Below are 15,025 nucleotides of genomic sequence, written 5' to 3' on the forward strand. Positions count from 1 at the left end.
GGTAGTTTGACTGGGGCGGTCTCCTCCTAAAGAGTAACGGAGGAGTACGAAGGTGCGCTCAGACCGGTCGGAAATCGGTCGTAGAGTATAAAGGCAAAAGCGCGCTTGACTGCGAGACAGACACGTCGAGCAGGTACGAAAGTAGGTCTTAGTGATCCGGTGGTTCTGTATGGAAGGGCCATCGCTCAACGGATAAAAGGTACTCCGGGGATAACAGGCTGATACCGCCCAAGAGTTCATATCGACGGCGGTGTTTGGCACCTCGATGTCGGCTCATCACATCCTGGGGCTGAAGCCGGTCCCAAGGGTATGGCTGTTCGCCATTTAAAGTGGTACGCGAGCTGGGTTTAGAACGTCGTGAGACAGTTCGGTCCCTATCTGCCGTGGACGTTTGAGATTTGAGAGGGGCTGCTCCTAGTACGAGAGGACCGGAGTGGACGAACCTCTGGTGTTCCGGTTGTCACGCCAGTGGCATTGCCGGGTAGCTATGTTCGGAATAGATAACCGCTGAAAGCATCTAAGCGGGAAACTAGCCTCAAGATGAGATCTCACTGGGACCTTGAGTCCCCTGAAGGGCCGTCGAAGACTACGACGTTGATAGGTTGGGTGTGTAAGCGCTGTGAGGCGTTGAGCTAACCAATACTAATTGCCCGTGAGGCTTGACCATATAACACCCAAGCAATTTGCGTCGAAAGGCCAGATTGCGGTGTGTGAAGACGCAATGAACCGAAAGTTCGAGATTTCACAAAACACCGAAAGCTGTCACATACCCAATTTGCTGAAGCGAGGCCAGCTGGCCACGACTCAGTACCCGAATTTCTTGACGACCATAGAGCATTGGAACCACCTGATCCCATCCCGAACTCAGCAGTGAAACGATGCATCGCCGATGGTAGTGTGGGGTTTCCCCATGTGAGAGTAGGTCATCGTCAAGATTAAATTCCGAAACCCCTGTTTGCTAACGCAGACAGGGGTTTCGTTTATGTAGAAGTCCATGAATTTCATCGGCACGTTGCTAAAGCAACGCTCCGGTACACAGAATTTCTTGACGACCATAGAGCATTGGAACCACCTGATCCCATCCCGAACTCAGCAGTGAAACGATGCATCGCCGATGGTAGTGTGGGGTTTCCCCATGTGAGAGTAGGTCATCGTCAAGATTAAATTCCAGAACCCCTGTCTGCTCATGCAGACAGGGGTTTTGTCGTTTAGAGGGTTTATGAACTCTGTAAGCGAGCCGCAACTACGCCTACCCAACTCCAAAATCATGTTCATGGTACTGACCTGCTTTAAGAGCACGACGCAGGTAGTAGGGAAGAATTTTTACTTCTAAATCTTGTACGACAACCTTTGGTCGGTTTCCTACGTAAAAGGGCGATTCATCCCACAATTCCCTAAGCTTTCCTTCAGCTTGGCCGAAAGCTTGATGAGCCATGCGTGCACCGAAATAGAGCGGCCCGAAACGCCGCCTATACCGTTACATGGAATGTTCCTCTCGGCACGCTCACCCCCATTTGGCAAAAAGAAGTCGATGAAATGAATCTCAAATTCAGTCATAAAATTCTGTTGGCCGCGTCAGGCGTTGTGGTTCTGGCCTTCGCGTTATTCACGCTTTACAACGATTACCTGCAGCGCAGCACCATCAAACAGAATCTGGAGTCGTCTATCCAGCAGTCCGGTGAGCTCACCGCGAGTAGTGTGCAGAACTGGCTTAGCGGTCGAATACTGGTGCTCGAAAGTCTGACGCAAAACGTTGCCCATCAGGGTAGTGCTGCTGATCTTCCAGGGTTGGTCGATCAACCGGCGTTCACCTCGAACTTCCAGTTCACCTACGTTGGCCAAACCAACGGTGTGTTCACCCAGCGCCCGGACGCAAAAATGCCTGACGGCTACGACCCTCGTCAGCGTCCTTGGTACAAGCAAGCCGTGGCTGCGGATAAACCCATGCTCACGCCGCCCTATATGGCCGCCGTGGGTGGGCAGATCGTAACTATCGCTATGCCGGTGAAAAAGAACGGCGAGTTGCTCGGCGTGGTCGGCGGAGACCTGAGCCTGCAAACCCTGGTGAAAATCATCAATTCGGTGGACTTCGGCGGCATCGGCCATGCGTTTCTGGTCAGCGGCGACGGCCAAGTCATCGTAAGTCCTGACGAAGACCAGGTGATGAAAAACCTCAAGGACATCTACCCAGGCACTAACGTCCGTATTGAGAAAGTTAATCAGGACGTAGTTCTCAAGGGCCAGGATCGCATCCTGTCGTTCACACCTATCAGCGGCTTGCCCGGGGCAGATTGGTATATCGGCCTGTCGATTGATAAAGACAAAGCCTACGCACCGCTGGGCAAATTCCGTACGTCTGCATTGATCGCCATGCTGATCGCCGTAGTCGCGATTGCCGTGCTCTTGAGCCTGCTAATTCAAGTGTTACTGCGGCCCCTGACCACCATGGGTATTGCCATGCAGGACATTGCCCAAGGTGAGGGCGACCTGACCCGCCGCTTGACGGTCACCAGTAAAGACGAGTTCGGTGAAGTGGGCAGTGCGTTCAACCGGTTCGTGGAGCGTATCCACGCCTCGATTTCCGAAGTGTCTTCTGCAACACGTCAGGTGCATGACCTGTCTCAGCGTGTGATGGCGTCATCCAACGCCTCGATCATCGGTTCTGATGAGCAAAGCGCACGCACCAACAGCGTGGCCGCCGCAATCAACGAACTGGGGGCTGCCACCCAGGAAATCGCGCGTAACGCCGCCGATGCTTCACAGCACGCCAGCGGTGCCAGCGAGCAGGCTGATGATGGGCGTAAAGTGGTCGAGCAAACCATCCTGGCAATGTCGGAGCTGTCGCAGAAAATCAGCCTGTCCTGCACTCAGATCGAAACCCTGAACGCCAGCACCGACAATATCGGCCACATCCTTGATGTGATCAAAGGCATCTCCCAGCAAACCAACTTGCTGGCACTGAACGCTGCGATTGAAGCAGCACGTGCCGGGGAAGCCGGACGCGGGTTTGCCGTGGTCGCCGACGAGGTGCGTAACCTGGCTCACCGTACCCAGGAGTCGGCTGAGGAGATTCATAAAATGATCACTTCGCTGCAAGTGGGGTCGCGTGAAGCAGTGACCACCATGAATGCCAGCCAGACCTCCAGTGAGGAAAGTGTTCAGGTGGCCAACCAGGCCGGTGAGCGCCTGGTCAGCGTAACGCAGCGAATTGTCGAGATCGACGGCATGAACCAGTCCGTCGCTGCGGCCACCGAGGAACAAACTGCCGTGGTGGAAACCCTCAACGTCGATATCAACCAGATCAACCTGCTGAACCAGCAGGGCGTGACCAACCTCAACGAAACCCTGAAAGACTGCGATGCGTTGTCGCAACAGGCCAATCGGTTGAAGCAGCTGGTCGACAGCTTCAAGATCTGAGCCGCTGAGTGTACGAGTAGGAGCGAGCCGGTTCGCTCCTACTGCTTACCCAGCAAGCGGCGAACATTGTCCAGCGCGCTGTCTGCGAAGCCTTGTACAAACTGTTCAAATCCTTCCTGCGCCGTCTCCAGGGGGTCGGCAATGATGGTCCAGGTTACCTTGGAGCAGTGTGCTCCAAGCGCTTCCACTTTGATTGCGGCCCACAACCTGGCCACGCCCAGGGTGTTGTAGATCGTGGTCCAGGTCATGTGCATCGCTTGCTCATCCCGGCTATTGAGCTGTTCTACGACGCGGTTGCCATCGCGGAAAAATTTCGTGCGTAAAGCGCCCACTCCGGTGCCGGTCATTTCGATATGCGTCAAGGAAGGGATGAACGCATCGAAGCCTGCAAACTGCCCCACTATGTTCCATAGACGGTTGGCATGGCAGTCGATCACCACAGAGGACACTATCGGGTGGCCGCTCGGGTTATGAATTAGCGTATCGGGTTGCAGCGGTTTCATGAAGTTGTCCTGAAGCTATTCAAAGAAAGCCGATGGCCTTGAGGTAGTTGCAGCCTTTACTCAGCAGTGCCGGGTCTTTTTCGGGGTATTGCTCACCCATCTGCTGAACGCCGCGTTGCGCGTTGTCATGGAGGATCATCGAGGTGTCACCGATATCTTCATCCAGTCGATCAAGGTAAAACCCGAGTACACCAAACATCGCATTGTCCTGGCTTACCGTTCGCAGCGCCTGCTGCCAATGCGCAGTACTGACCCGCTCGAACCGGTGGCCCGCCCGGTTGAATGCATCCAGGTAGTGCTCCCAGCTCAGTGGTTGTGGGTTATGCAGGTTGAATACGCTTCTATCGGCTTGAAAGCGATTGCAGTGGAACGCAATGAAGCGAGCCAGAAAGTCCACGGGCATCAGGTCGAAATTCAGGTCCAACCTCGGCAGCAAGCCCAACTGCAGCGACCCCTTGAGCATCAACATCAGGCGATTCTTTTGTGGCTGGCAGATACCGTTATGGCTGTTGAAGCTGATATTTCCAGGGCGATGGATGTTCACCCAGGCTCCTTGCTCCACTGCACGTCCCAGGACCCGCTCGGCGACCCACTTGGACAGGTTGTAGCCATTTCGGATGTACAGCGGCAGGGTGGCTGCCGCCGGAGCTTCGAGCACATGCCCCGTCGTGCCGATGCTGCTGGCGGCCGACAACGTGGATACAAAGTTGAAGACTTTCTTGCAGCGGGTTTCGCACAGGCGCAGGCATTCGAATATGGGGTCGACGTTGTCCCTGGCCAGTGAGGCGTAGTCCAGCACGTGGTTGACCCGTGCTGCGTTGTGCACCAGCGCGCCAAAGTCTGCGGCGAGTGCGTCATACGCGTCACAGGCCAAACCCAATCGCGGCAGGCTGACATCGGCGGCGAATACTCGTACGCGGCTCAAGTCCAGATGTTCCAGTTGGTAGTCACGCAACGCCTGGGTAAAACGAGCCATCGCAGGACTCCCCGGCAAGTCACGCACCAGGCACGCCACCTCGGTGGCACCGGCGTTCAACAACGCCTCGACAATATGGACGCCGACGAAACTGTTGGCCCCCGTCACGATCACCTTGTGCGGATTGCCTGCGCGGTCCCCTTGCAACGGATTGATTTCCCACTCCCGTTGAGCGTCCATGGCCGCTTGGGCAGAGGATGCGTCTGGCAGTTCACCATCCTCCATCAGCGTTGCGAGCGTACGAATAGTCGGTACTTCAATGAAATGGCTCAACGCGAAACTACGGCCAAATTGCTCGCGAACGCGCAACAACAGCGTCGACAGCAAAATCGAATGGCCGCCCAGTGCAAAGAAGCTTTCATCGATGGGCAACTGGCGGGTGGGCAAGCCCAGCAGCTCACCCCAAAGGTCGCTCAATCGCGCTTGAAGCGGCGTATGCGCGGCGCCGGGAGTGGCCTGCAAAATGGGGAGGAAGGGGCGCGACAGCAGCCCCTTGCGGTCGACTTTGCCGTTGTCGCTGTGCGGCATGGCTGGCAGTTCCACCCAGAAACCAGGTTGCATGTAGTCCGGTAGCCACTGGCGCGCATGCTGCTGCAAGGCCACCAGCGAAGCGTTGAGTTCGGGCTGGGCGACAAAGGCGCAGATCCTGCTTTCATGGTCGATCACCACGGCCAGCTCGCGATACAGCCTGTTGCTGCGCAGGCATTGTTCAATCTCCCGGGGGTCGACCCGAAAGCCGCGGATCTTTACCTGATCGTCGCGACGCCCACCCAGCACAATCCCTGCGGCGGTCCACTGCGCGAAGTCGCCGCTGCGGTAGGCCCGCAGCCTTTGGCCGCCCGGCACCAGCAGTTCGACGAACGGGCTGTCAGCCTGCCGCGGCGCATTCACATACCCCAGGCTCACTCCGGGCCCGACGATGTACAACTCGCCCATCACCTGTTCATCCACCGGTTGCAGATCGTCATCGAGGATCAGCACCTGGCTATTGGCGATGGGGTAGCCGACATTACGATTATTGTCATCGGGGGCGAACGTCCGGTGCGTAATCAGTACCGTGGTTTCGGTGGGACCATAGAGGTTGTGCAACTGACACCGTCCTGCCAGCCGCTCGATTACATGGGGTTCGCAGGCATCGCCACCGGTGAGCAGATGCGTTAGGCCGAGGGGGGGATCCGGCGGCAGGATGTTGAGCAGCGCAGGCGGCAGGAAGGCATGAGTGACGCGTTTTCGGCGGAGCAATTCCACCAGTTGCCCAGGGTCGCGTCGCTGCTCCTCACTGGGTACGATCAACTCGGCGCCGGCAATCAGGGCGGGGAAGATTTCGATCAATGACGAGTCGAAACCCAAGGGCGAAAACTGCAGGACGCGGCTCCGTTCATCCAGTGTCATGCAGGACCCGAACCAAGCGGTGAAATGCGCCAGGTTACCTTGGCTGAGCAGCACACCCTTGGGCTGGCCCGTACTGCCCGATGTATAGAGCACCATGCACGGCATATCCGAGCAGGGGCGATCGTGCATCAGCGAGGATGAGGAGTTGGCGTTGTGCGCCTCGACTGTGCTGACATCCAGTGAAATGAAACACTCCCGTAATGGATGTTGGCCGGCATCCAGCAATACGTGGGCCCCAGCGTTTTCGAGCATGGCCCGATGGCGTTGTGTGGGTTGATCAGGTCCCAGTGGCAGGTACACCGCGCCACTGCCCAGTACGGCAAGAATGCTGGCATACAATTCCACGGATTTTTCCAGGCATACACCGATCACCGGTGGCGCCTCAAGCGCCTCCAGCAGCGGGCGCAATCGCAGCTGAATCGCCATGGCCTGTAGGTGCAGTTGGCGGTAGGTCACGGTGTGCCCCGCAATGTTCAGCGCCGGCCGGACGGCGAACAGGACAAGGCTGGCCTGCACCCGTTCGATCACCGGTACCTGGGCTTCCTGGATCAGGGCAGGGTTTGCCGTACGATTGAATCGATGCATAAATGCCAACGGCTCAAGCCCGTGCAGGCCGTGCTCGGGCCAGTCAGTGGCAATCGCGCGTGTAGAGAGAGACTCGGGGTCACGTGAGAAGCCACTGACTAGCAGTGCGACCCAATCCACCAGCGCGGTTGTTGCCTGCCGACGCAGTCGCTGGCCGTTGCCACTGGGCTCCTCGGCGATGTCCAGCACGGCGAACAAGCGTCGGCCATGGTCATAGGCGCGCACTTGCAGCGCAGACAACCCACCGTCGCTCAACGGGCCAATCCCCAGGCGCAGACTTATACAGGTGGTTTCGCCCACGTCATCCGGCAACGGCAGGCTGCCGTCTTCAATCCACAGGTCGGTGGCCTCATCCCCTGAAACATGGCCGTACTGTTCCAGCATTGGCCTGATTTCGCCCAGTGCCTTGCTTGTGCCGCACCAGCCGATGGTCAGGCACCTCATGGCGACACCGACAGGTAGTCGCTCAGCACCTGCCCCACACTCGGCGTTTGCAGCAAGCCGCTGTGTTGCAGGAAGCCCATGATATTGCCCATCAACGGGTGCTGGCGGGTGATGGGGAACGCCAGCGCTGATATTTCATCGCGCAGCACACCGCGCAGGCGCTCGCTGATGTCCAGGTGTTCGATCAGGCGCAGGTCGAAGTTTTTCTGCAGGTCGTTGGTCAGGTAATGCGTCAGGAATGTCGGCAGTACGTGAGCGATGCTGTCACGGTCATCCGGGCTCGCGGCTTGCCAGTAGATGCGCACCAGCCGCGTCCAGAACTGCGCGTGGCGACCTTCGTCAAACAGGTGGTCGTCCATCAAGCCTCGTATGGAGGCCTTGACACTGCGGTCCTTGGAAAACGCTGCGACATCGTGGGTCACGGTGTTTTCGGCGATGGCTACGCCAATCAGCTCCACAGCGTCGCTCAGGTGTTCCGGAGCCTGCGCCTGCGCCGCCGGCAGCGCGCGACTCAGTTCGATATGCCCGGGCAGGTCAATCGGTTGTATGCCCGTCATTGTGACAGTCTGTTGCATGAAATCCAGGGCCACCAAGGCGTGGTAGTCCTCGTCCACCACAACCGTCATCGCATCAACGCGACAGGCAAGCGGGAAGGGCAGCGAGAAGCGATTCTTGGCAATGCTGCGCGCGGTCTTGTCGACGATTTCGGTTTCGAAAATCACCACATCGTGGATGAACTTATAGAAGCTTTGCACCAGCACGAAGTCGCGCCATTGCGAGCAATGTTCCATGAAGGTCGCGTTGAGTACCAAGGGCTGACGGCACAGTGGGTAGATCAGCTTGTCGTCGTCTTCCAACAGGCGACGAGGGCGGGTTCGGATGGTGGCGCGGCGTTCCCAGTCGTCGGCGATGGTGGTGTATCCGGCGGTATTCATGGGTGTACCTCGTGCAGCGCGGCGCGCACCTCGTCCCAGAACGTGATACGGCTTTCTACGGCGGCAAGGGCTGCGTCATGGGCCTGTTGCGGATAAGCCGGGTCTGCACCCACCAGGCGTTCGAGCAGTTCTTCAGCTGCTGGCCCGTGATGCTCAGTGTCCAACTCGATGTGGCGCCTGAAGTAGCCACACAAGGCTGGTGCCTGGCGATGGATGAGCGTATCGGGCTGCAGGAGGTGTTCGAACATACTTGGGATGACACGCTCACGCCCATGAAGGAATGCAGCTGCTACGCAATGGGTAGGGGCTTGCAGCGCAATGTGCAGCGTGGCGCTGACGAAGCGCGCGGCCCCAGCAGGAACATCGGCCATGCGCAGGGCCGTGCTTGCTTCCACGCCCTGGTGCTGCAGTGCAATGAAACGGTGTATCGCCGAGGTGCTGGCGCCGACTTCGACCATGGCTTCCAGGTACCACTCGAAGTGGCTGCAATGGCCTTGCCTGGGGTGTGAGTCTGATTCTTCGCCCAGCACAATCTCATTGATCAAGCGTGCTGCTTGCGGGTCGGCCGGTGGCAGCCAGGGTAGGCGAGTGCAGGTCAGGTCCTGCTGCAGGCGTTTGGTGAGCGTCATGAAGTCCCAGACAGCGAATACATGGTTTTCCATGAATAGTCGTAACTTTTCCAGCGAAGTTATTTCCAGAAATAACGGATGGCTGCACAACAGCCGTTTTCTTTGTTCCAGTAAAGGTGGGTACATAGTTGATGCCTATAAATTATTGCGTCGCCGCTAAAACAACGTTGGGCTTTTGTATGCCGCAAAAAGATAAGAAAGATGTAAACCAGGCTTTGCGCGCACGCGCGCTCACGCAAGTGGGGCTGCACGGTCGAATTAAGTGGCTGATTTAGTAATGAAAGATAATAAGCGGGTTAAACAAGTTGGCGAGTATATGAATGCATCAGATGTTTTTCTAAATAATATAAGCTGTCGGTAACTTACTTTATAAGAGTGGGACGTTTCTTCTGCGCGGGGCGCTACTTGGCCAGGTAGGGCACCCCGCAGTGCTCGACGGGCAAGCCGAGCGACCTGACGCCTTGTTAGAGCGTCTTCTTTGCGGCGGCGTCCAGGTCATTGAGATAGGTTGTGATCACTTCCATCCCGCGCATCAAGTGATTACGCAGCGTCAGGATGCTTTCCTCGACCTTCTTTTGTGCCACCAGGTTAAGCAGTTCACGGTGGTCTTCCTGGGAAGTCTCGCCCAGCCCCATCGCCTCGAGGTTGAAACGCAGGAAGCGCTCCTCCTCATTCAGTCCGTGCTCCACCAGCTTGAGCAGTCGCTGGTTGGGGGCCTTGCCATACAGGGTCATGTGGAACAGGCGATTGAGACGGCCAATCTCGGTGTAGTCTTTTTCCTGTTCCAGGGCAAAGATGAGCGTGTCTGCCTCGGCGATATCGGCTTCGGTCAGCAAGGGAATCGACAAACGCAGGGCTTCAGACTCCAGCAACATTCGCAGCTCATAGGTCTCAGCCGAATTGTCTTCGATCAACGGTGCAACCACGGCGCCCTTGTGGGTGACTACATGCAGCAGTGACTGGGCCTCCAACTGACGCAAGGCTTCACGCACCGGCATGCGGCTGACCCCGAACAGGCTGGCCAGCTCCTGCTGGCGCATGGCGGTACCGCAGGGCAAGCGGCCATCAAGGATGGCATTGCGCAAGGTTTCTTCAATCACGGAGCGAGCAAGATGGGCGGGAATAGGGCCGGTGATCTTGATGCTGTTCAACGGATTCGGCTTCTGCGTCACGGTTACGCTATCCTCCTTATTAAAATAGGGGTGCTAATTGGATCCAATGCACACTAGAGGCTGCCCATAGGGCTTGTCAAACGGGCACGGTTTCGGCTTGTAAGCGTTTCAACGCGCGGCTCCGGCGGCCCACGCGCGGGTTTTGCCGAGTCTGACACGCCACTGACGTGTTGCGACATTACCGCATATAGATATTCTTTAACGGTATTTAAATTGCCGTTCTTATATCTATAAAGTCACTCTCCTGTCTGACCGGGAGTGAACTCATGTCCGCCACCTCTACTGTTCCAACAGCGACCCTTGCCGCCCAAACGTTCGAGATTCGACCACTGCCCGGCAGCGTCGGTGCCGAGATTGTCGGCCTGGATTTGTCCCGGCCAGTCAACGACCAGGATTTCGCCCGCATTCATCGCGCGCACCTGGATCACCACGTCGTGGTGTTCCGCGACCAACGCATCACCCCCGAACAACAGATCGCTTTCAGCCGCCGCTTTGGCGTCCTGCAGATCCACGTGCTCAAGCAGTTCCTGCTGGCCAACCACCCGGAAATCCTGATCGTCTCCAACATCATCGAAAACGGCCAATCCATAGGCCTGGGTGACGCAGGCAAATTCTGGCACTCGGACCTGTCCTATAAAGAGCTGCCGAGCCTGGGCTCGATGCTTCACGCCCAGGAGCTGCCGTCGGAAGGCGGAGATACCCTGTTTGCCGACATGCACAAAGCCTGGGACCAACTGCCCGAGCACCTGCGCAAAGCTGTTGAAGGCCGCAGTGCCGCGCACTCTTATACCGCGCGCTACAGCGAAACCAAATTCGAAGGCAACTGGCGCCCGACGTTGACGCCCGAGCAGCTTGCCCAAGTCGCGGAAGTGGTTCACCCCATCGTGCGCACCCACCCGGAAAACGGCCGCAAGGCGCTGTTCGTCAGTGAAGGCTTCACCACCCGCATCGTCGGCCTGCCGGAAGACGAAAGCCGCGACCTGCTGGCCCAGCTCTACGCCCACAGTGTGCTGCCGCACAACATCTACCGCCACCAATGGCAGCCCCACGACTTGGTGTTCTGGGACAACCGCTCGCTGATCCACCTGGCCGCCGGTTGCCCGAGCCATCTGCGCCGCAAACTGTTTCGCACCACCATCCAGGGCGACGCGCCTTTCTGATTCGGAGCATGACCATGTCCAGGAAAACCCCATTTGCACGGCTGGCCGCGACCGTCGGCCTCGGTGTCAGCCTGTTGGCCGGCAGCCTGGTGGCGCCGACGGCTGCGCAGGCCGAAGGCGAGATCCGCATCGCCGAACAGTTCGGTATCGTCTACCTGCTGCTTAACGTAGTGCGCGACCAGAACCTGATCGAAAAATACGGCAAGCAGGAAGGTCTCGACATCAAGGTCGACTGGACCCAGCTGTCCGGCGGCGCAGCGGTCAACGACGCACTGCTCTCCGGCTCGATCGATATCGCCGGTGCCGGCGTCGGCCCGCTGCTGACCATCTGGGACCGCACCCATGGCAAGCAGAACGTCAAGGCCGTGGCCTCCCTGGGCAACTTCCCCTACTACCTGGTCAGTAACAATCCCAAGGTCAAGACCATTGCCGACTTCACCGACAAGGACCGTATCGCCGTGCCGGCGGTGGGCGTGTCGGTGCAGTCGCGCTTCCTGCAATACGCCGCCGCCAAGCAATGGGGCGACAAGGAATTCAATCGCCTCGACAAGTACACCGTCGCCGTCCCGCACCCGGATGCCACCGCTGCCCTGATCGCCGGCGGCACCGAACTGACCGGGCACTTCTCCAACCCGCCGTTCCAGGACCAGGCCCTGGCCAACCCTAACGTGCATGTGGTGCTGAACACCTACGACCTGCTGGGGCCGAACTCGCCAACGGTGCTGTTCGCCACCGAGAAATTCCGTAACGACAACCCGAAGACCTACAAGGCATTTGTCGAGGCGCTGACCGAAGCCGCGCAATTCGCCCAGAACGATAAAGGCGCTGCGGCCGACACTTACATTCGCGTCACCAAGGCCAAGATCGACCGCGCCGAGTTGCTGAAAATCATCGACAACCCGCAGTTCGAATTCAGCGTCACGCCAAAAAACACCTACCCGCTGGCGGAATTCCTCTACCGCGTCGGCGCCATCAAAAACAAGCCTGAATCGTGGAAGGACTACTTCTTCCAGGATGCCAAGCCCCTGCAAGGAAGTTGAGATGAACGCGCCCTTGCAAGGCCACACGGCCAGCAACCTGCACACCGCCGCACCATTGCTGGCGGTGGATAACGTCAGCCTGGAATACCGCACCCCCGAGCGCGTGGTGCGCGCCACTCACCAAGTCAGCTTCGAGATCGACCCGGCGGATCGCTACGTGTTGCTCGGCCCATCGGGTTGCGGCAAATCCACACTGCTCAAGTCCATTGCCGGGTTTATCAAGCCCTGCGAAGGCGAGATCCGCCTGCTGGGGCAAAAGGTCGAACAACCAGGCCCGGACCGCATTGTGGTGTTCCAGGAATTCGACCAACTGCCGCCATGGAAAACCGTCAAACAGAACGTGATGTTTCCGCTGCTGGCGTCGAAAACTTTGCCGCGTCGCGAAGCCGAAGAACGGGCGCTGCACTACCTCGACAAAGTCGGCCTCTGCGCCTTTGCCGACGCTTACCCGCACACCCTTTCCGGCGGTATGAAAGCCCGCGTGGCCATCGCCCGCGCCCTGGCCATGCAGCCGAAGATCCTGCTGATGGACGAACCCTTCGCCGCCCTCGACGCCCTGACCCGACGCAAGATGCAGGAAGAATTGCTGCTGCTCTGGGAAGAAGTGCGCTTCACCCTGCTGTTCGTCACCCACTCCATCGAAGAAGCGCTGGTGGTGGGCAATCGCATCCTGCTGCTGTCGCCGCATCCGGGGCGCGTGCGCGCGGAAATCCACAGCCATCAATACGACTTGCACAGCCTCGGTGGCGTGGAGTTCCAGGCGTCGGCGCGGCGGATTCATCGCCTGTTGTTCGATGAAGCGCCCGAGGCCGAACGTGAGTTGGGTTTCGCCGACATCCGCATCGCTTACTAAGGGGACAACCCAATGCGCCAGGAATACGAAATCAACCTTGAGCCGCTGCTCAGTGTCCCCATTGAACGCGAACTGCCCCTGCGCCAACGCCTGTGGCAGCAAGGCTGGCTGCGCAAGGGCCTGATCCTGATCGTGCTCGCGATCCTTTGGGAAGCCGTCGCGCGCTACCAGAACAACGACCTGCTGCTGCCGAGTTTCCTGCAGACCTTTCACGCGCTCTATGACGGCCTGCTCAGTGGCGAACTGCTGGGCAAGGTGAGCATCTCGCTGGTGGTGCTGATCAAGGGCTACCTGATCGGTATCGTGCTGGCGTTTGCCCTGACCACCCTAGCGGTGTCCACGCAACTGGGCCGTGACCTGCTGAGCACCCTGACCTCGATGTTCAACCCACTGCCGGCCATTGCGTTATTGCCGCTGGCGCTGCTGTGGTTCGGCCTGGGCCAGAACAGCCTGATCTTCGTGCTGGTGCATTCGGTGTTGTGGGCGCTGGCGCTCAACACGTATTCAGGGTTCCTCGGCGTGTCCGAAACCCTGCGCATGGCCGGTCGCAACTACGGCCTCAAGGGCATGCGTTTCGTGTTGTTCATCCTGATCCCGGCCGCACTGCCGTCTATCCTCGCCGGGCTGAAAATCGGCTGGGCCTTCGCCTGGCGCACACTGATCGCCGCCGAGCTGGTATTCGGTGCGACCAGCGGCAAGGGCGGTCTGGGCTGGTACATCTTCCAGAACCGCAACGAGCTGTACACCGACAAGGTATTCGCCGGCCTGGCGGTGGTGATCCTGATCGGCCTGCTGGTGGAAAACCTGGTGTTTGATACCTTCGAGCGGCTCACCGTGAAGCGTTGGGGCATGCAGCGCTGATACACCCAGCCTGCTACGATTGCGGCCAGCTCACTCCCGACTGATCACGAGTGCTTGGCATGCAACTACCCGACATGAACCTGTTGGTCGCCCTCGACGCCTTGCTCGACGAGGGCAGCGTGGTGGGCGCCGCGCGGCGGATGAACCTCAGCCCGGCGGCCATGAGCCGTACCCTCACACGTATTCGCGAAGCGGTAGGCGACCCGATTCTGGTGCGCGCCGGTCGCGGCCTGGTGCCGACGCCCAAGGCCTTGCAGTTGCAAGGCCAGGTGCGCAACGTGGTGGAGCAGGCGGCGTTGCTGTTTCGCTCGGCGGATCAGGTTGATTTAAGCACCTTGCGCCGTCGCTTCAGTGTGCGCGCCAATGACTTTTTCATCGGCGTGTATGGCGGTCGGCTGTTTGACACCATGGAGCGCATGGCGCCGCTGTGCGAGCTGTGTTTCGTACCCGAAGGCGACACCGATGATGAAGCGCTGCGTGAAGGGCGGCTGGACCTGCGCGTGAGCAACACCATGCCGGTCACCCCGGAAGTGAAGGTGCAGAACCTGTTTTCCACCACCTTCGTGGGCCTCGCGCGGGAGGACCATCCGTTGTTTGACGACGAGATCACCGCCGCGCGCTTCGCCAGCTATTCCCATATCAGTATCTCGCGGCGTGGCATCGCCCGTGGGCCGATCGACACCGCGTTGAATGCCCAGGGCCTGGAGCGGCGGGTGGCGATGATCGCCCCGGGGTTTCACGGTGCGATGTTCATGTTGCCCGATTCCGACCTGATTCTGCCGGTGCCCAAGGAAGCCCTGTTGAGCGCCAACCGCTTGAAGCTGCCACTGCGCGCGTTTGCGTTGCCGATCTCGCTGCCGACGTTGGTATTGGCCCAATCCTGGCACCCGCGCTTCGACAAAGACCCGGCTCATAAGTGGCTGCGCGAGACGATGCGTGAGAGCTGCCACGCCACCTGGCTGGAAGCTCAACCCACCTAAACATCAAGCGTACACAGGGCAAATGTGGGAGGGGGCTTGCCCCCGATTGCGTTGGATCAGATAGAAAATCTGTGTCTG

General features: G+C 58.8%; 12 protein-coding genes and 3 rRNA genes. 9 read left to right on the forward strand and 6 right to left on the reverse strand.

Annotation, left to right across the window (positions count from 1 at the left end):
* The 3 genes from F6S08_RS01240 to rrf (F6S08_RS01250) all read left to right on the forward strand — a co-directional run.
* Positions 1-667, forward strand: a 23S ribosomal RNA gene (locus tag F6S08_RS01240); the annotation flags it as partial.
* Between the two features lie 152 nt (positions 668-819).
* Positions 820-935, forward strand: a 5S ribosomal RNA gene (gene rrf / locus F6S08_RS01245).
* A gap of 109 nt (positions 936-1,044) precedes the next feature.
* Positions 1,045-1,160, forward strand: a 5S ribosomal RNA gene (gene rrf / locus F6S08_RS01250).
* An 89-nt stretch (positions 1,161-1,249) separates the two neighbouring features.
* Here rrf (F6S08_RS01250) and F6S08_RS01255 read toward each other — a convergent pair.
* Entirely contained in the window at positions 1,250-1,435 is a 186-nt protein-coding gene (locus F6S08_RS01255) for a hypothetical protein (protein WP_315871177.1), read from the reverse strand.
* Positions 1,436-1,536: 101 nt separating this feature from the next.
* Here F6S08_RS01255 and F6S08_RS01260 point away from each other — a divergent pair, with 101 nt between their 5' ends.
* Complete coding sequence (locus F6S08_RS01260) at positions 1,537-3,417, forward strand: methyl-accepting chemotaxis protein (protein ID WP_027608051.1); 1,881 nt, start codon at positions 1,537-1,539, stop codon at positions 3,415-3,417.
* A gap of 38 nt (positions 3,418-3,455) precedes the next feature.
* Here the strand turns inward: F6S08_RS01260 and F6S08_RS01265 are convergent, their stop codons facing one another.
* The 5 genes from F6S08_RS01265 to F6S08_RS01285 form a co-directional block, all read right to left on the reverse strand.
* Positions 3,456-3,920 carry an SRPBCC family protein gene (locus F6S08_RS01265; protein ID WP_169899940.1) on the reverse strand — a complete coding sequence of 155 codons (465 nt, stop codon included), beginning with the start codon at positions 3,918-3,920 and terminating at the stop codon, positions 3,456-3,458.
* Between the two features lie 19 nt (positions 3,921-3,939).
* Entirely contained in the window at positions 3,940-7,317 is a 3,378-nt protein-coding gene (locus F6S08_RS01270; protein ID WP_315871178.1) for an amino acid adenylation domain-containing protein, read from the reverse strand.
* Positions 7,314-8,252 carry a diiron oxygenase gene (locus F6S08_RS01275; RefSeq protein WP_137212681.1) on the reverse strand — a complete coding sequence of 313 codons (939 nt, stop codon included), beginning with the start codon at positions 8,250-8,252 and terminating at the stop codon, positions 7,314-7,316. The genes F6S08_RS01270 and F6S08_RS01275 overlap by 4 nt, the downstream gene beginning before the upstream one ends.
* The gene (locus tag F6S08_RS01280; RefSeq protein WP_065924667.1) at positions 8,249-9,007 is read right to left on the reverse strand and encodes a DUF3050 domain-containing protein; all 759 of its coding nucleotides are present in this window, start codon (positions 9,005-9,007) and stop codon (positions 8,249-8,251) included. The genes F6S08_RS01275 and F6S08_RS01280 overlap by 4 nt, the downstream gene beginning before the upstream one ends.
* A gap of 338 nt (positions 9,008-9,345) precedes the next feature.
* On the reverse strand, positions 9,346-10,053 hold the full coding sequence (locus tag F6S08_RS01285; RefSeq protein ID WP_065924668.1) for a GntR family transcriptional regulator: 708 nt from the start codon (positions 10,051-10,053) through the stop codon (positions 9,346-9,348).
* Between the two features lie 266 nt (positions 10,054-10,319).
* On the opposite strand from F6S08_RS01285, the gene F6S08_RS01290 reads away from it, so the two are divergent.
* From F6S08_RS01290 to F6S08_RS01310, 5 genes are read left to right on the forward strand one after another with little or no spacing between them, the layout of a single operon-like run.
* Complete coding sequence (locus F6S08_RS01290) at positions 10,320-11,213, forward strand: TauD/TfdA dioxygenase family protein (RefSeq protein ID WP_065947098.1); 894 nt, start codon at positions 10,320-10,322, stop codon at positions 11,211-11,213.
* Positions 11,214-11,227: 14 nt separating this feature from the next.
* Positions 11,228-12,253: an ABC transporter substrate-binding protein gene (locus tag F6S08_RS01295; RefSeq protein WP_065924670.1), complete on the forward strand. Its 1,026-nt coding sequence runs from the start codon at positions 11,228-11,230 to the stop codon at positions 12,251-12,253.
* A gap of 1 nt (position 12,254) precedes the next feature.
* Positions 12,255-13,106, forward strand: a complete 852-nt coding sequence (locus F6S08_RS01300; protein WP_065924671.1) for an ABC transporter ATP-binding protein — start codon at positions 12,255-12,257, stop codon at positions 13,104-13,106.
* Positions 13,107-13,118: 12 nt separating this feature from the next.
* A complete protein-coding gene (locus F6S08_RS01305; RefSeq protein WP_065924672.1) occupies positions 13,119-13,967 on the forward strand; it encodes an ABC transporter permease in 849 nt (282 codons plus the stop codon).
* Positions 13,968-14,026: 59 nt separating this feature from the next.
* Positions 14,027-14,947 (forward strand): LysR family transcriptional regulator, encoded by a 921-nt coding sequence (locus tag F6S08_RS01310; RefSeq protein WP_027608061.1) that lies wholly within the window; start codon positions 14,027-14,029, stop codon positions 14,945-14,947.
* The last annotated feature ends 78 nt before the right edge of the window (positions 14,948-15,025 follow it).

The sequence above is a fragment of the Pseudomonas sp. JV449 genome (assembly GCF_032424295.1).
GTDB lineage: Bacteria > Pseudomonadota > Gammaproteobacteria > Pseudomonadales > Pseudomonadaceae > Aquipseudomonas > Aquipseudomonas marginalis.